The following is a 16,903-nucleotide window of genomic DNA, read 5'->3' on the forward strand; positions in this document are numbered from 1 at the left end:
GATACTGATATGAAACGATTTTTCTTTTGCCTCTTAGCAGCAACGGTATTTTTTGCGGAATTATTCGCATTGGAATGGCCTGCCGATACACAAAATTTCTTACGGCTTTTCGGGCAACGTATCGGTGAAAATACTTTTGAGCAAGGTTTGACCTTTGAAGATGCGGCGACGGTACGCGCTGCGGATGACGGAATTCTCTTAATTGTTATAGATAAAAAATACGGCTCCGGAGCTTTCCCTTCTACACTTGGAAATGCACTGATATTTTTACACGATGACGGACTCCAAACGGTTTATGGAAACCTTGACGATACCACGGTGTTCCGAAACAGGGTAACCGCTGAATCAACAGCTGTTATCGGAAAAACCGGAAACAGCGGATGGGGAAATCCTAATGAGCTGATCTTTCAAGTGAGCGATAATCAAAAAAAAGTATATATCAATCCGCTATTACTGCTTCCGTCGGTCAGCGATAAAATACCGCCGCAGATACAAGACATCATTTTGATAAATGAGCAAAATACCGTGTTTCAAATGAGCGGGCAAAAAAATGTGCGGCAGGGAAGCTATGAACTATACGCGGATATTTCCGATACGGCTGTACCGGGCGGGCGGAGTTTTAATCCTTTCCGTATTACGATTTTTGTAAACGGCACTAATATTCGAACACTGCCCTTTGAAACGATTACCCAAAAAGACGGTGAATCGTATCTGGGGAATACCGCCTTTACCGATACGCTGCTATACCGGCGAAAGAATGGACTCTATTTAGGCAAGATTATCTTAAACCGCGGAAAATCCGATATATTAATTACAGCCCGGGATATTACCGGCAATGAAAAATCGGAACGGTTTACCATCCAAGTAGACTAATAGATCAGGGTAATCGTATCAGGTACTTTTAGGGTATCCCCGCAGAAGAATGGAGGCTGTCCACCCAGAGTTGAACCTCTTCGCGGTTCAAATGGTCGTCCAACCTCCATTCTTCTGCGATTATTGTTTGCCTGCCTGATACGATTACCCTTCCCGTAAAAATAAACTGTGCAAAATTTTAGGCAAAATTTTGCACAGAAGGGAGGAAGCAGTGAAAAAATACGAACTGATACAAGCGCTGATTGAGGCGGGGGCGGTTTCCGTTATTCGGGCGGAAAATAAAGCGCAGGGGCTTAAAATCGTGGAGGCGGTGCGTGCAGGAGGAATCACGGCAATCGAAATTACCATGACCGTACCGCACGCCGACGAAATTATCCGTGAGCTAAGCGAAGTATTCGGTGCGGATGTATTGCTGGGAGCGGGTACGGTACTCGATGCGGAAACAGCACGTGCCTGTATCCTTGCCGGTGCACAATATATCGTCGGGCCGTCTTTTGACGAAGGCTGCGCCCGTCTCTGCAATCGGTATGCGGTGCCGTACATTCCCGGTGTGATGACTCCGCAGGAAGCGGTGCGAGCGCTTGAATTCGGTGCTGATATCCTCAAGCTGTTCCCGGCAGAGCTTTTCGGGCCGAAAATCATCAGCGCCTTTAAGGGACCGCTTCCGCAGGGAACCTATATGCCGACCGGCGGTATCACTGCCGAAAATGCAGCCGAGTGGATTAAAGCCGGAGCTGCAGTACTCGGTATCGGAGGAGCACTAACAAAGGGGGCAAAAACCGGTGATTTTGAATCGATTACCCGTACAGCCCGTCAATTAAAAGAAGCGGTTGCCGCAGCGCGCGGTATCCAGATCCAGTTATAATAATTATTATGAATCAATATTCAAAAACAGGTACATTGCTTAAAAGCAGACAAGAAAATAAGTGGCTTTTGGTATTTGAAAGCCTATTAACGGGCCTATTGACGGGACTGGTTATTACGGGTTTCAGGCTGTCGATCTCTTATATTAAAAATATCCGTGTTGCACTATACGGGGTCATACAGTCAACAGGTGCGCTTGGCGTTGTTCTTGCGCTGGTTAGTTTGGCGCTGATAGGCTTATTTGCCGGTTTTATTATCACAAAGTGGCCGATGATTAAAGGCGGCGGAGTTGCACAGATAGAAGGCGTGTTTATGCAAAAATTGCAGTTTTCGCCGCTGTGTGAACTCCCGCTCAAGTTTATCGGAGGTGTGTTGAGTATCGGCTTGGGTCTTTCGATGGGACGCGAGGGGCCTTCCGTGCAACTTGGCGCCTATGTCGGAGATGCCGTTGAGCGGCTGGGGAAACGATCGTTTACCGAACGAGTATGCCTTATCACTGCGGGTGCCGCCGCCGGACTTTCGGCAACCTTTAATGCCCCTTTCGCCGCAATTGTTTTTGCTCTGGAAGATATTCATCATCATTTAACGCCGTTACTCTTAGCTTGCGTTATGGCAGGGTCTTTTGCCGGCGATTTTGCCGGAAGTATCTTTTTAGGTTCCGGCCCGATTTTTCGATTCTTTACGACCGTAGAATTCCCGCTTTCGCAATTTACATGGCTGATAGGACTCGGGATGTTTGTAACGCTTGTCGGGCACGGATTCAAACAGTCAATCTATTTTTTTCAGCGATGCTATAAAACGTTTCATATTCCGCCGATTCTGCGGCCGATGATTCCGTTCTTGCTATCCCTGCCGATAGGTTTGTGGCACAGTTATGCATCCGGCGGTGGAGACGGGCTGATAAAAGCACTGACTGAACAGCAGTCCTTTCCGCTTACAATGCTGCTGATGTTCTTAATCGTCAAATTGCTTTTTACCGGTATTTCCGCAGGATCAGGGGCAATCGGGGGAATCTTTGTACCGCTTCTTGCCTGTGGCGCAGTGAGCGGTGCGTTGTACGCAACCGTGCTTGTGCATTTCGGCCTATTGGCGCAGGAACACGTAACTACCATGATTCTCTTCGGTATGGCTGCCTGTTTTACCACCGTTATTAAAGCACCGCTTACCGCCTGCGTTATTGTGTTTGAAACAAGCGGGGCGTTCCATCAGCTGAGCGGTTTGGTACTCACTTGTTTTACCGCTTATCTGACGGCAAGTTTTATCGGTTCGCAGGCGCATGACCATATCTTATTAGCGCAAATATTTGAAGCCGAACAAGGTAACACGCATTCTTTGAGCGGTAAACACGGAACATATCACCCGCAGCTTTATGAATTACCTATCGGGCTCCAATCGATTGTGGCTTTAAAGAAAATCAGAGAAACGGACTGGCCTCAAAAATGCCGTATTGTCGGCGTTATACACGGTGAAGAGGAAACCATTCCCGACGGAAATACCGTATTGTACCCCGGAGATAAACTGGTTGTCCTCGTTGAAGATGATACCGGTTTTCTTCTAGAACAACTTACCGGTTTAACCGGTGAACAGGTTCACTAAATAATTTTTAGGTAATCTTACAATTTTTTCTTGCTATTTACCATATTCGCAGTTATACTGATAGAATGAGTAAACATTCGCATCTCTATCAGTATATACTCATAGAGTAAAAATACGCGGGTGATATGTATTATAGTTAAGGAGGAGATTATGAGTATTTCAAAAGAAAATATTTATAAGCTCGAAGGCCGTGTTCCGTTAAAGACGGCAATCCCTCTCGGTATGCAGCATGTTTTGGCTATGTATGCCGGAAACCTTGCCCCGATTTTAGTTATATCGGGTGTTCTTAATATCCCGGCGGATATTAAAGTTTCGCTGCTGCAAAGCGCTATGTTTGTTGCCGGCGCCGTTACATTCGTCCAGTTGCGGCCTATCTGGAAAATCGGTTCGGGGCTCCCCACCGTTATGGGAACCAGTTCAGGATTTATCCCCGTTGCTATCGGCGTAGGACTGCAATATGCCGCAATGGGAGACTGGTCAAACGGATATGCTGCTATTCTTGGGGCATCCCTTATCGGCGGTTTAATGGAGTTTATGCTCGGGTTTATTGTAAAACCGCTCCGCAAGTTCTTACCGCACGTTGTTACCGGCACCGTTGTTACCACTTTGGGAATTTCGCTTATCCCGGTCGGTATTAAATTTGTCGGCGGTGGAGTCGGTCTTGAAAAAACACCCGGATTCGGCTCGATAAAGAATCTGTTAGTTGCACTTTTCGTCTTTTTAACAATTATCTTTATCCGGCAAATGTTTACCGGTTTTTTGAGCATCTCTTCCATTCTAATCGGGCTTATTGCAGGTTACGTTGTTGCAATCTTTGCCGGTATGGTCGATTTTACACCGGTAAGAAATGCCGCATGGATTTCCGCTCCGCTCCCGTTCTTTGCAGTAGGGCACCTGAACCTCACCTTCTATTGGGATGCTATTGTCCCATTCCTGCTCGTCTATCTTGCGACAACTGTAGAGACAATCGGTGATAACACCGGTATCGCAGTCGGCGGTCTCGGACGTGACATAACAGACAAAGAATTGCAGGGGGCGGTTCATGCAGACGGTTTCGGCAGTATGTTTGCGGCAATCTTCGGCGTTATGCCGAACACCTCATTCAGCCAGAACGTCGGGCTTATCGGTATGACAAAAGTTGTCAACCGCTTTACAATCGGAATCGGTGCAGGCTTCTTGGTATTGTGCGGATTCTTCCCCAAACTTGGAGCAATCGTTTCGACTATCCCGAACCCGGTATTGGGCGGCGGTGTATTGCTGATGTTCAGTATGATCACCATGAGCGGTTTAAACTTGATTTACCAAAACGGAAAGATTACGGAACGTGATATTGTCATTATCGCAGCATCGCTCGGTGTTGCTTTCGGTTTAAGCAACGTACAGGAAGTCATGCAGCATATGCCGATGTGGTTCCAGAACATCTTTAAACAGGCCATCGTCGGTGCCTTTGTTACCGCACTTATTTTGAACCTCCTGCTGCCGAAGTCAAAAAAAGATGAGACAACATGATGAGGAGCGCTAAGCTAAGGTTTAATACACCGATACCCCATATCGGATAGCACACATACAGTGCAAAAGATTGAATCTATACCCCGAGGCGTCCTTTGCATCGGGGGTATAAAAAGTAGTTCTAGGAGGAAACGATGGACGTCTCGAAAGAGAATATTTATAGACTTGAAGGACGTGTTCCATTAAGAACGGCGATTCCCTTAGGTATGCAGCATGTTCTAGCCATGTATGCAGGAAACCTTGCACCGATTTTAGTAGTTACCGGAATTTTAAATATTCCACCGCATATTAAAGTATCGCTGCTGCAAAATGCGATGTTTGCAGCGGGTGCCATTACTTTTATACAGCTGCATCCAATTTGGAAAATCGGTTCAGGATTACCGACTGTTATGGGTACCGGTTCGGCATTTATTCCTGTTATCATCGGAGTCGGCACTCAATTTGCTGCGATAGGCGGGGATTGGATGAGCGGTTATGCTGCCATTCTCGGAGCCACACTGATTGGCGGATTTATGGAATTTTTGCTCGGATTTATTGTTAAGCCGCTCCATAAATTTTTACCGCATGTTGTAACCGGAACCGTTGTTACAACCTTGGGGATTTCACTTATTCCGGTCGGTATCCGGTTTGTAGGCGGCGGCGTCGATATTGAACGGACATCAGCCTTTGGTTCGATGAAAAACTTATTGATCGCACTGTTCGTATTTTTAGCCATTATTTTTATCCGTCAGCTATTTACCGGTTTTTTAAGTGTATCATCCATCCTTATCGGTTTAGTCGCAGGGTATATCGTTGCAGTCTTTGCCGGTATGGTTGACTTCTCTCCGGTAAGAAATGCGGCATGGATTTCCGCTCCGCTGCCGTTCTTTGCCACAGGACATCTCCGTTTTGCATTCTATTGGGAAGCAATAGTACCCTTTATGCTTGTGTATCTCGCGACAATGGTAGAAACAATCGGCGATAATACCGGTATCGCGGTAGGGGGACTTGGAAGAGATATAACCGATAAAGAATTAGAAGGTGCGGTTCATGCGGATGGAATCGGTAGTATGATTGCTGCCCTTTTCGGCGTTTTACCGACAACTTCATTTAGTCAAAATGTCGGGCTTATCGGCATGACGAAAGTAGTCAATCGTTTTACAATCGGAATGGGCGCAGGTTTCCTGGTACTGTGCAGTTTCTTTCCTAAACTTGGCGCAGTCGTATCAACTATTCCCAATCCCGTATTAGGCGGCGGTATGTTGTTGATGTTTAGTATGATTACCATAAGCGGTTTAAATCTGATATACCAAGATGGAAAGATCACAGAACGTGATATTATCATTATTGCGGCATCGCTAGGTATTGCGTTCGGTTTAAGTCACGTCCCTCACGTTATGCAACATTTACCGAATTGGTTCCAAAATATTTTTAAACAGGCAATAGTCGGAGCTTTTATCACCTCAGTTCTGTTAAATATAGTGCTGCCCAAAGAAAAAGAAGGCGCGTAAAACTTTGCAACGGATTACTACAAAGCGGATATTCTTTGTTACCGGCGAACAGGGCTGCGGGAAGTCTACATTTCTTGCAGCCCTTATGCAAAAATATGCTCTTCAGCCGTCAGGCTTTATTACAAAAAAAGAAGAAGCGGTAAAGGAACCTGCGTTATATATGCATCCGGTTGTCGCCGGTACCGCAATATATCGATACACAACCGGCAACTGCGTCGGAATATGCCGTCCGCCGAAGCCGGTCGGATTTCCCCCGGTATTTGATATGTATGGGGTTATGTGTTTGGATCAAGCGGAAAGGACCGTCCTTGGCGCAGCTCATGCCGATTGTGAAGCAATGCCGCAACACCGCTCCCTACCGGTAATCTTAATGGATGAACTCGGCTTTATGGAAGCGGAAGCCGAACTCTTTTTCCGTGCCGTATGCACTCTCTTTTCCAATCCGCGTTATTATATCATCGGAGCCGTTAAACCGCATGGAACACGCTTTTTACCGGTCTTGGAACAAATGCCGGAAGCCATAATATACCGGCTAACGCTGCAAAATAGAACAGAACTATATGAACGGCTTGAACAGGCGCAAAATTTTACATCGTTTTTAGATGCCATCGGTGCCGAATGAATCTTCAAACGCTAAAAAATGATACCGACTGCTAAGAATACTATCACAAGAGAAAACGTTTCCTACACTATCGGAAGCACTACCCAACTCCCCACTGCAATTCTCCTTGCAGGAGGGCTTTCTACCCGTATGGGCTGCTGCAAACAGCTGCTCCCGCTTTGCGGAAAACCTTTAATCGAATACGTTATTGAAACACTGCTTGAGGCAGGGCTTACACATCTGGTGATTACGGTAAATGCCGAAACACAGCAGCCCATAACAGAAATGACAGAACACCTCGCACAAAACCAATGGGGGCAAAACGAGTCTCTAAAAGAACCGGCTGCCGGAAGCGAAACCTTCCGTCCATTCCACTGTGATATTGTCTTTAATCCGGAACCGGAGCGGGGACAGGGACATTCGGCGGCTCTTGCAGTACAAGCCGCTTGCCGCGGCTATGCCGAAGGTTTTGCCGCAACCGCAAATACCTCCTCTGCCTATACCCCAAGCGGCTTCTTATTTTGCACTGCCGACCAACCTTTTTTGCAAGCCGATAGCATTCGCGACCTCTGCTCTGTATTCCGCCGCAATTCCGGCAGCATCGTCTCGGCAGCCTTTAACGGCAGGCATTGCTCTCCGGTTATATTCCCGGCAGTACTAGCTAATGAACTCAGCTGTTTAGACGGAAGCATCGGCGGCAGAACCGTGATGAACGCTCACCCAGACTTGATTCTGTACTCCCCGCTCCGTTCCGAAATGGAAGCCTTCGACATCGATACGCCTGAAGACTTTAAACGGGCGGAAGAGTATGTGCAGCAGCACACACAGGACAACTGCACCGAAATATAGAAGATATACCTTCGGCGTTCTTTTACCGCCCTAACCGGAACATGAGTGTTTTGCCCCGGATCATAACCAGTGAAATACTTTCCATACCGGGAACACCTTCTGCTGCCGAATAGACAATAGTTTCCATGTCTTCAACTCTGCCGAAATATTGTACCGCATACTTTGTTTGAGCGGTAGATTGATACATAACCCGTATTGTTTCGACTTTAGTGTTCAATACATTTCGGAATTTGTTCATCAGTTTACTGTCGGAACTATTGTTAATAGTAATTTCATACCGAATACCTTGTGCATAATCCCGCACCAATGCTTTTTTCGCTTGATCAACGGCAACACTCATTGCTTTAAAGACCGTTGACTTTATCGCGTTCTGTGCCGCAGCTTCGGTACTTCCGCGGTCGAATGTCTTAGGACTGCTATAGGGTACAGCGCCGAGTAATTCTCCCGTAGACGGATTGTACATTTTCAAGTTAACTTCAGCTTGAGCATAGTAACCGCCTGTTTCTCGGCCGCCCTGCACAAAACCGTCTACTTCAATATAGACATCAGCACCAAGTTTTTGTGCAATCCACTGTACAACCGAAAGATCAGCCGTATCAGGTTCTTGAGTAAACAGCGTAGCACTATCTGATTTTAATGCTTCTACCGCAGCATAATCAACGGCACGGTACCCGTTGTCAAGCAGGTATTTATTCGCCATGTTGACGGCAGACTTGGAAAATATACTTCCGTCTTTTGCCTTTTGATTTGGCACAACCATATACAGCATACCATCGACATACTGTGTGATAAATCCGACATTATTTCCTTGCAATTCACTCTTAATTTTTGCCTCACGTACTTCAGGACTCGATAGAATATTGCCGCCCTTTGCAGAATAGGTACCGATCATATCGAGTGTACGGCGTAATTCATCCATTTTTACCGGTACGGTGATCTCACAATAGTATCCGCGATACGTTTGAGCACGTCGCAAAATACGCATATAGTCGGTTTCAAGGTAAGCATTCGGTCTTGTCCCGGCGTAAAAAGCGGAATGTAACTTACTGCGGTTCTGCATTTCTTCCGTCTCCCCGATGAGGTCGATAACGGCAAGCCGCAGGGTATTCGCTTTTGCCTGAGTCAGTGCCTCCAAAAACGTATATCCCTCTCCGGAACCGGCATAATAAGGGTTGTTGCCTGTGTACTGCGGAATCCGCGGCATAACGGTACATGATGTCAAAAGCACTGACAGCAGTGCATATAATACAATGTTTCTTTTCATAGTTTTCTCCCTATCGTGTGAGTTATATCAGACCGCTGTCTAAAAACTTCAGTTTTGGACAGTTTCCTTAGATTGAGATACGTGCCTAGAACCTGCGGGTTATTCCTATAAAAACATGAAAGTTCATGTGTGATGATAGGACATCCCATACATAATTATTAACCTTATCGAGTTCCGGCTGGGGAAATAGGCTTTCTTTTTTCAATTTTTCAGCCGCCTGCGCGGGACTCAGTAAATTATGCATATAGCCGAATCCGGCACTCCCGCCTATCGTCCAATTCCGCGAAATAAAGTAATCTGCTGATACAAGCACCCTCCCACCGAGTTGAGTTGAAGTAACGGTATAAGTCTTTGCTGAATTTGATTGCGCGGCAACGGATGTACCCGAAAAGCAAAATTGTAATTCCGGTGTAATCTTAAAACGGGATGTATAGAAATTATAAACCCCGATACCTAAATATCCTGTTCCGAAAGGAGTAAGCCGCATCGGTTTTGCACTCAATACAGCGGAGGATCCAATCGGTTGTTGTATGGCATACTCATATCCGACCGATATACTGAGATGAAAATTTGCCTTGTATACAGCCCGTATACCGAAAGTCGGCTGAACACGCAAAAACTCCTTTGAGTCTTTTGTCATTACGCCGGTAATGGGAACCGTTATACCTGCATATTCTTGCAGTAGAATACCGGACTTTAAAAGCTCTTTAACCCCATCCCCTTCGACAATCGGCTGGTCTGCATAAATCACTTTTGCAACTGAAAAAGTATCGTGTACTTCCGAAATAATTAACAAACCGGTTTCTTTTACGGACTGCTTCCCCGCAACTGAGATAGATTTTTGAAGGATATATTCATCTCCTGCATTTATACCGATATCCTTTCCCAGCTCGATTGTAACGGTATTATTTTCATGGTCAACGGCAAGTACTCCGCTTGCCAATGCAAACTCCGGTTCAAATTTGATTGCCGTATAAACCGAACTTATTAAAGAATCGATTGCTTCGTCAACCGCATCGGAACGCCGTTTTGCAACTTTTCTAACGGACAGCGGTATAACCCGCTCACTCGCGGAACCGGAAACATCAAGGATAGATATAGCCCCTTCTATTCTGACTATCCAGTACTTTTTTATAACTTTTTTGCCCTCAACTACAGTTTCTTCAAACATAAGACGTTCATCATAGTCGGTAATACGGGGAGCAAATACCAAAAAAGCTCCGGTAAGCCGTTCCCAATCGGCACGGGTAAAAGCCTCTTCTCCCGATAACACGGTTTCCGAGATATCCGATTGACGCTCTTTCATCCTTTTGATTTGATCGATAAAGGACACAATATTGTTTGAGTTGAGGCGATACTCCATACCAATCACATTAAACCGTTTAAAAGAAGTAACAACATCGATAATCCGTTGATCTATTCTTGCGGCAACTTCGGAAGGGATATATCTTGAATGAGAAAGTCTAAAAACTGCAATATCTTTTTTACCGCTTACCGTTTGAGCAGAGAGCAGCGTTGCTAAGAGTACATATACTAGAGCGAATATGTATCTTTTAGGATATTTAAACATGGCCGTATACTAGCATAATCGATAATTTCGACGCAAGAGGAATTCAAGGCGACCGCATAAGATATTACCGGATATTCCCCACCCAAAAATATACATCCTTGTACATTGTTTGACTACGTGTTTGCGATGCAAACACGCTACTGCGGAGAGCCACCGCCATCCGTGGCAAGTTCAAAAATTGACCTCCTTGTCAATTTTTGAACGCGAGTTTTTGCTAGGCAAAAACGTCGCAACTGCATGGAACCACGGACATCCCTGTCCGTTCTGATACGTTGAGGACACTTTTTTGCCGTACGACGCAGTAGATATGCCGTATATTTTCAAAAAGAGCCCAATCTTTTAATCTCTTCAATCTTATCCCTCACCACCGCCGCTTCTTCAAACAACAGCATATCTGCATATTCTGCCATCTGTGATTCGAGCTTTTTGATAAGCTTTTTGCGGTCGGCGGGGTTCAAAATATTGAAGCTGTTGACGAGTGGCTCGGTTTCGGCGCGGGCGGCTTCTTTTTTGATTTCCGTTTCGCGTACCAAAATATCCTCGATGGATTTTTTGATGGTCTTGGGCGTAATGCCGTGCTCATCGTTGTATGCTTGCTGAATTGAACGGCGGCGGGTTGTTTCTTCTATTGTTTCCTTCATCGCGTCGCTGATACGGTCGGCATACATCACCACGCTGCCGTTGGCATTACGCGCCGCCCGTCCGACAATCTGTACCAGGCTGGTGGTTGACCGCAAAAAGCCGATTTTATCCGCGTCGAGGATGCCGATAAACGACACTTCCGGCAGGTCGATACCTTCCCGCAGGAGGTTAATTCCGATGAGCACATCGAACTCACCCGCCCTCAAGCCCTTGAGGATTTCTACCCGCTCGATGGTTTCCACCTCGCTGTGAATGTACTTTACCTTTAAGCCTAAACCGGTGAGATAGTCGGTGAGGTCTTCCGCCATCTTCTTGGTGAGGGTGAGGATAAGACTCCGCTCATCCTTTGCGATACGCTTTTTCACCTCACCGTAGATATGCTCCATCTGCCCCTCGCTCGGATGAATTTCGATGAGCGGGTCTAAAAGACCAGTCGGGCGGATGAGCTGCTCAACAACACGGGTAGAATATTGCAGCTCTTTCGGGCCGGGCGTTGCGGAAACAAAAACTGCCTGATTGAGCATTGTTTCAAACTCATTGATTTTGAGCGGGCGGTTATCCAGCGCGCAGGGGAGCCGGAAGCCGAAGTCTACAAGGTTCTGCTTGCGGCTGCGGTCGCCTTCGTACATCGCGCCGATCTGCGGAAAGGTTACGTGACTTTCATCCATAAAAAGGAGGAAGTCTTTAGGAAAATAATGAAAAAGCGTTGCAGGCGGCTCGCCCGGCTTACGGTTTGCGATCGGTGCAGAGTAGTTTTCTATCCCCGGGCAATGCCCCATCTCGGAGAGCATTTCGATATCGTATTCGGTACGGGTTTTCAGCCGTTCAGCCTCAAAGAGCTTTCCCTGCGCCTTGAGCGTTTCCAAACGGGCATCAAGCTCCTGCTTAATCCGCTCGATGGCATTGGGGATAGCATTTTCCGGCATAACAAAGTGCTTTGCCGGATAAATCGAAAGCTCTTCGTATTCTTGGCTCACTTCGCCGGTCAGCGGACTAAAGCGGCGGATACGCACAATCTCTTCCCAGTCAAACTCGATGCGGTAGGCTTCTTCCATATATGCAGGGAAGATTTCCATCACATCGCCCTTCACACGGAACCTGCCGCGCTCCAACACCGCATCGTTGCGCTCATATTGCAGACTGATCAGCTGTTTTTTGAGTTTACCGGGGTCGACGGTCTGCCCTTTTTCGATAGTGATGCGTAAATCGCGCCACGATTCGGGCAAGCCTAAGCCGTAAATGCACGACACTGTTGACACAACGATAACATCCCGCCGCTCCATCAAACTGAATGTTGCCGAAAGCCGCAGCCGGTCTATTTCATCGTTAATCGCAGCGTCTTTTTCGATATAGAGGTCTCTCGCCGGGACATAAGCCTCCGGCTGGTAGTAATCATAGTATGAAACAAAGTATTCGACGGCGTTTTCCGGAAAAAAGCCTTTGAACTCGCGGTAGAGCTGCGCCGCAAGCGTCTTGTTGTGGCTGATAATCAATGTCGGCCTTTGCACTGCCTGAATGATATTCGCCATCGTAAAAGTCTTGCCCGAACCGGTAACACCTTTGAGCGTTTGGAACCGGTCGCCCGCCAGTATACCGTCCGCAAGCTGCCGTATCGCATCGCCTTGATCACCCGCAGGCTGATAATCCGCCATCAGTTTAAACTGTTTCATAATTGATGAGATTGTACTGTATTCTGTAGTTTATTTCTATGATTTTGGTACGGGTACGCGAAAGGACGCAGTAAAGAATGTAATATCACCGCCATCCGTGGCACGTTCAAAAATTGACCTCCTTGTCAATTTTTGAACGCGAGTTTTTGCTGTGCAAAAACATCGCTGCTGCGTGGAACCACCGCCGTCCATGGCGAATATGAAAAAAATGGCCTGATGCGTTTACTCTGATGTAGTCGGGAATTTGCTTGTAAAAAGCACCCCCATATATTATAATAAATACATGAAAAATGATAATAAATCCGCGAGCGGACAGGGCGAGGAGCTTTTTGTCTGCGGCGGTTGCAATGCAAAAATCGGTGCAGGGGTTTTGAGCGCCTTACTGAAAACACTCCCCAAGACTTCACACGAAGGCTTATTGGTCGGCTTTGACAGCTCCGATGATGCAGCCGTTATTCAGCTGACACCCGATATAGCGGTCATACAGACCCTTGATTTTTTCCCACCGATGGTAACCGATCCTACCCTTTTCGGGCAGATTGCAGCGGCAAATGCCCTCAGCGATATATATGCGATGGGCGGTGAGCCGGTATGTGCAATGAACATTGTCTGCTATCCTGAGGAAGCAACCCGCGATAATGCATACACAGCGCTGCAAAGCATCCTAACCGGCGGCGCGGAAAAGGTGAAAGAAGCAGGAGCTGCGCTGGTAGGCGGACACTCCATTCACGACCCAAAAATAAAATACGGACTTTCCGTGATGGGAACGATACATCCTGAGCGCATTTGGCGGAACAACACCCCGCAGGCGGGCGATGTGTTATTTTTAACTAAAAAACTGGGGATCGGGATTATCACCACCGCGTACAGCGCAGGAGAAGTTTCCCGCTCCGCCTTTGACGAAGCGGCTGCCTCAATGACCTACCTCAATAAATACGCAGCCGAGGTTCTCCGGAACTTTACCGTTCATGCTTGCACTGATGTAACCGGTTTCGGTTTGAGCGGACATCTTTCGGAAATGACCGGCACGGATTTTACCGCCCGCCTTGACGCAAACCGTATTCCATATATCGAGGCAGCGTATCAGGCAGCCGGTGAATTTTTGCTTACCGCCGGCGGACAGCGGAACCGGAACTTTGCCCAAGGAAAAATTCAATTCGGCATAAAAGATTTTGCACTCGAAGAAATCATCTTTGACCCGCAAACCTCAGGCGGTTTACTCTTTGCCGTCAGCCCCGCCGAAGCGGAAAAAATCAAACCGGCCTTTGCCGAGGCAGGAATCAGCCTATTCCAAATCGGCACCATCGAACCGCGTGCGGATTATCCGATTGTGGTGAAATAATGGTATGAATTTCGAGTTTTCCCGCGGCAAGGATTGTAGGGGCCGCCCCGTCGATTTCCGTACATCCGTGTACAAAAATCGACTGCGAGTTTTACAAAAACTCGCTAATGTTCAAATCACCGCCATCCGTGGCGGGGCTGTTCCGAAGCGGAGTGGAGGAATGAAGCGAAAGCGGAACCCCGAAAAGCCTGGTTTTTGCGATTGTATCGCAAAAAGCCGCCCAAATTATTAAAAAGAAAAACTCAGGTATGCAACCTAATGTATACCATAATGCATTATATGTTGATTGTATCTATGGAGGAAAATGATGATTGAAGTAAATGCGATGGGCAAAGTGTGTCCCATTCCCGTCATTATGACGAAAAAAGTATTGCGCGAAAACACTGCAGGAGAAAACATCCTGATACGGGTGGATAACGAAATTGCGACCCAGAACCTGACCAAGATGGCAGGGCAGCTGAATATCAAAGCAAGCGTTACCAAGCTAAACGATGCGGAGTATACCGTACTCTATGACTTTCAAGGATGCGAGGCTTGTGCTATTTTGAACGACACAAGCGTGTTGGAACAAGGCGCTGACGAATATGTTGTGGTGATCAATTCCGATAAGATGGGCACCGGTGATGAAGGATTCGGCACAAAGCTGTTGGAGAACTTTGTGTATGCGCTGACCGAACAGGATCGCATTCCTAAAATGGTGGTGATGTATAACTCCGGTGTCCGCCTTGCAACCGAGAACGAAAAAACCGTCAACGATTTAAAAACCTTGCAGGAAAAGGGGACGGAAGTGCTTGCGTGCGGGCTGTGTTTGGATTTCTACGGCTTAAAAGAGAAACTGCAAGTCGGTTCGGCTACCAATATGTACCGTATTACGGAAATTATGCGCACCAATAAGGTCGTAAAGCCCTAAGCCATGCAGAACGAAGTATTTTGCGTTATTTCATTTGATAGTACTCATCAGGCAATCGCAGCGGAAATGGCAGTGACCGGTCTCTCCGGCGCCCGCCTGATCCCGCTCCCTCCGGAAATCTCAGAAGGTTGCGGAATGGCGCTGCGGGTCAACCGTGAAGATGCTGAAAAAGCGGTTGACTTATTAAAAACAAGCAGAGCCGCGTATCAGGATGTGTATACGCTCACCGTCCACGGTGCAGACAGAACCGCAGTGAAGATGTCTGGGAAATAGTCAGAAGAAGGGTAAGTAGTATGATTTATTTTGATAACAGTGCGACGACGCTCCACAAGCCGGACAGTGTTGCAGATGCAGTGTATGACGCGATTGTCTCGCAGCAGTTTGCAAATCCGGGGCGTGCTGCGCATAAAACCGCCCATGCGGCGCTTGCCTCTTTGTATAAAACCCGTGTTGCCGTTGCCCGTATCTTCCGTATAACAGATCCGCTGCAAGTTGCCCTGTGCCAAAATGCAACGGCAGCCTTGAACCTCGTACTCAAAAGTTTGTTCGGAGCAGGCGATCACCTCATTACCACTGCACTCGAGCATAACTCGGTGCTGCGTCCGCTCTATCAGTTGGAAAGTCAAGGGGCGGAACTGTCGATTATCGGCTTTGATCTTGAAACAGGCGAACTTGACTATACGGCAATGGAAGCGCAGATACGGAGTAATACCAAGGCGATTATTGTTACCGCCTGCTCCAATGTTATCGGCGCCGTTCCCGATATGCAGAGAATTTACGGCTTATGTAAAAAGAATGGGTTGACGCTGATTATCGATGCATCCCAAAGTGCCGGTACCATGCCGATGGATATTTCGCAGTATGAACAAACCATTGTCTGCTTTACCGGGCATAAAGGGTTGTATGGCCCGCAGGGTACCGGCGGTATCGTCGTGAACGGCAGCTTTGCTTTTAAGCCGGTGTTTTCCGGCGGCAGCGGCATTCATTCTTTTGACAAAACACACCCCGCAACAATGCCTGATGTCTTTGAAGCCGGTACAATGAATGTCCCCTCCTTTGCGGGACTGACAGCAGGATGTGCATATATCGAACAGCTTGGACAAGAGAATGCCGCTGCGTACTTAGCGAAGCTGCGCGCATACTTTTTTAAACTCGCCGCAGACCTTCCGTTTATCACACTCTATGCACCGAACGTGCAAAATGCCGGTCCTGTTATCGGGCTGAACATTGGAACGGCGCCGTCTTCGGAAGTGAGCCGCCTCCTTGATGAACGGTACGGCATTGCAACCCGTCCCGGCGCCCACTGCGCTCCGCTTGTGCACCAAAGCTATAAAACGGAAGCGCAAGGGATTGTCCGCTTCAGCTTTTCTACGTTTAATACGACGGAAGAGATAGAGGCAGCTATTGATGCCCTTGGAGCCATCAGCGAGTCCTTTTGAAAATATACGGCACATCTGCGTTGTCGCTACGCCGAAATAAATGCTCAACGTATACCCGATACGTCTCCGCTTTATTTCGGCTAGGCTCCTAGCATCTGTGGCGTCTATTTTCAAAAGCGCTGGCTGTAAGGGTATCTCCTTCGTTGCTGCGAAAAAATTAATCCTCAACGTATCATTTCCGACATGGATGTCGGTGGTTCTCGACAGGAGCGAGTTCGCACTGCGAACTCGTCGTTAAGCAGTTGTACAGGGATGTACAACTGCTTAACAGGCTATTTCAAAAG

Annotated in this window: 14 protein-coding genes; 11 read left to right on the plus strand and 3 right to left on the minus strand. The window is 47.3% G+C overall.

Annotation, left to right across the window (positions count from 1 at the left end; genetic code table 11):
• Nucleotides 1-9: 9 nt before the first annotated feature.
• The 7 genes from E4N66_RS10160 (at nucleotide 10) to E4N66_RS10190 (ending at nucleotide 7,782) form a co-directional block, all read left to right on the plus strand.
• Nucleotides 10-873 (plus strand): peptidoglycan DD-metalloendopeptidase family protein, encoded by an 864-nt coding sequence (locus E4N66_RS10160; protein WP_253727927.1) that lies wholly within the window; start codon nucleotides 10-12, stop codon nucleotides 871-873.
• A gap of 211 nt (nucleotides 874-1,084) precedes the next feature.
• The gene (locus tag E4N66_RS10165) at nucleotides 1,085-1,738 is read left to right on the plus strand and encodes a bifunctional 2-keto-4-hydroxyglutarate aldolase/2-keto-3-deoxy-6-phosphogluconate aldolase (protein WP_044013679.1); all 654 of its coding nucleotides are present in this window, start codon (nucleotides 1,085-1,087) and stop codon (nucleotides 1,736-1,738) included.
• A gap of 8 nt (nucleotides 1,739-1,746) precedes the next feature.
• On the plus strand, nucleotides 1,747-3,333 hold the full coding sequence (locus E4N66_RS10170; protein WP_253727928.1) for a ClC family H(+)/Cl(-) exchange transporter: 1,587 nt from the start codon (nucleotides 1,747-1,749) through the stop codon (nucleotides 3,331-3,333).
• 150 nt (nucleotides 3,334-3,483) lie between these two features.
• The gene (locus tag E4N66_RS10175) at nucleotides 3,484-4,842 is read left to right on the plus strand and encodes a uracil-xanthine permease family protein (protein ID WP_044013682.1); all 1,359 of its coding nucleotides are present in this window, start codon (nucleotides 3,484-3,486) and stop codon (nucleotides 4,840-4,842) included.
• Between the two features lie 134 nt (nucleotides 4,843-4,976).
• Nucleotides 4,977-6,332 carry a uracil-xanthine permease family protein gene (locus tag E4N66_RS10180; RefSeq protein WP_044013684.1) on the plus strand — a complete coding sequence of 452 codons (1,356 nt, stop codon included), beginning with the start codon at nucleotides 4,977-4,979 and terminating at the stop codon, nucleotides 6,330-6,332.
• A 4-nt stretch (nucleotides 6,333-6,336) separates the two neighbouring features.
• Nucleotides 6,337-6,954, plus strand: coding sequence for a nucleoside-triphosphatase (locus tag E4N66_RS10185; RefSeq protein WP_253727929.1), 618 nt, complete (start codon nucleotides 6,337-6,339; stop codon nucleotides 6,952-6,954).
• An 18-nt stretch (nucleotides 6,955-6,972) separates the two neighbouring features.
• Nucleotides 6,973-7,782, plus strand: a complete 810-nt coding sequence (locus tag E4N66_RS10190) for a nucleotidyltransferase family protein (RefSeq protein WP_253727930.1) — start codon at nucleotides 6,973-6,975, stop codon at nucleotides 7,780-7,782.
• A 22-nt stretch (nucleotides 7,783-7,804) separates the two neighbouring features.
• Here E4N66_RS10190 and E4N66_RS10195 read toward each other — a convergent pair whose 3' ends face one another.
• From E4N66_RS10195 to uvrB, 3 genes are all read right to left on the minus strand, one after another.
• Nucleotides 7,805-9,046, minus strand: a complete 1,242-nt coding sequence (locus E4N66_RS10195) for a hypothetical protein (protein WP_253673862.1) — start codon at nucleotides 9,044-9,046, stop codon at nucleotides 7,805-7,807.
• 85 nt (nucleotides 9,047-9,131) lie between these two features.
• Complete coding sequence (locus E4N66_RS10200; RefSeq protein WP_253673860.1) at nucleotides 9,132-10,616, minus strand: hypothetical protein; 1,485 nt, start codon at nucleotides 10,614-10,616, stop codon at nucleotides 9,132-9,134.
• A 320-nt stretch (nucleotides 10,617-10,936) separates the two neighbouring features.
• Nucleotides 10,937-12,928 (minus strand): excinuclease ABC subunit UvrB, encoded by a 1,992-nt coding sequence (gene uvrB / locus E4N66_RS10205; RefSeq protein ID WP_253727931.1) that lies wholly within the window; start codon nucleotides 12,926-12,928, stop codon nucleotides 10,937-10,939.
• A gap of 283 nt (nucleotides 12,929-13,211) precedes the next feature.
• On the opposite strand from uvrB, the gene selD reads away from it, so the two are divergent.
• The 4 genes from selD (at nucleotide 13,212) to E4N66_RS10225 (ending at nucleotide 16,619) form a co-directional block, all read left to right on the plus strand.
• The gene (selD, locus tag E4N66_RS10210) at nucleotides 13,212-14,270 is read left to right on the plus strand and encodes a selenide, water dikinase SelD (protein WP_253727932.1); all 1,059 of its coding nucleotides are present in this window, start codon (nucleotides 13,212-13,214) and stop codon (nucleotides 14,268-14,270) included.
• A gap of 307 nt (nucleotides 14,271-14,577) precedes the next feature.
• Entirely contained in the window at nucleotides 14,578-15,180 is a 603-nt protein-coding gene (gene yedF / locus E4N66_RS10215) for a sulfurtransferase-like selenium metabolism protein YedF (RefSeq protein ID WP_044013699.1), read from the plus strand.
• Between the two features lie 3 nt (nucleotides 15,181-15,183).
• Nucleotides 15,184-15,453, plus strand: a complete 270-nt coding sequence (locus E4N66_RS10220) for a putative Se/S carrier protein (RefSeq protein ID WP_253727933.1) — start codon at nucleotides 15,184-15,186, stop codon at nucleotides 15,451-15,453.
• A gap of 20 nt (nucleotides 15,454-15,473) precedes the next feature.
• The gene (locus tag E4N66_RS10225) at nucleotides 15,474-16,619 is read left to right on the plus strand and encodes an aminotransferase class V-fold PLP-dependent enzyme (RefSeq protein WP_253727934.1); all 1,146 of its coding nucleotides are present in this window, start codon (nucleotides 15,474-15,476) and stop codon (nucleotides 16,617-16,619) included.
• Nucleotides 16,620-16,903: the final 284 nt, after the last annotated feature.

This window comes from Treponema sp. OMZ 857 (genome assembly GCF_024181085.1).
GTDB lineage: Bacteria > Spirochaetota > Spirochaetia > Treponematales > Treponemataceae > Treponema.

Bases quoted from the DNA above. Each gene is read 5' to 3' on its own strand.
- E4N66_RS10160 (WP_253727927.1), top strand. From the start codon at position 10: ATGAAACGATTTTTCTTTTGCCTCTTAGCAGCAACGGTATTTTTTGCG.
- E4N66_RS10170 (WP_253727928.1), top strand. From the start codon at position 1,747: ATGAATCAATATTCAAAAACAGGTACATTGCTTAAAAGCAGACAAGAA.
- E4N66_RS10175 (WP_044013682.1), top strand. From the start codon at position 3,484: ATGAGTATTTCAAAAGAAAATATTTATAAGCTCGAAGGCCGTGTTCCG.
- E4N66_RS10180 (WP_044013684.1), top strand. From the start codon at position 4,977: ATGGACGTCTCGAAAGAGAATATTTATAGACTTGAAGGACGTGTTCCA.
- E4N66_RS10190 (WP_253727930.1), top strand. From the start codon at position 6,973: ATGATACCGACTGCTAAGAATACTATCACAAGAGAAAACGTTTCCTAC.
- E4N66_RS10195 (WP_253673862.1), bottom strand. From the start codon at position 9,046: ATGAAAAGAAACATTGTATTATATGCACTGCTGTCAGTGCTTTTGACA.
- E4N66_RS10200 (WP_253673860.1), bottom strand. From the start codon at position 10,616: ATGTTTAAATATCCTAAAAGATACATATTCGCTCTAGTATATGTACTC.
- uvrB (WP_253727931.1), bottom strand. From the start codon at position 12,928: ATGAAACAGTTTAAACTGATGGCGGATTATCAGCCTGCGGGTGATCAA.
- selD (WP_253727932.1), top strand. From the start codon at position 13,212: ATGAAAAATGATAATAAATCCGCGAGCGGACAGGGCGAGGAGCTTTTT.
- yedF (WP_044013699.1), top strand. From the start codon at position 14,578: ATGATTGAAGTAAATGCGATGGGCAAAGTGTGTCCCATTCCCGTCATT.
- E4N66_RS10220 (WP_253727933.1), top strand. From the start codon at position 15,184: ATGCAGAACGAAGTATTTTGCGTTATTTCATTTGATAGTACTCATCAG.
- E4N66_RS10225 (WP_253727934.1), top strand. From the start codon at position 15,474: ATGATTTATTTTGATAACAGTGCGACGACGCTCCACAAGCCGGACAGT.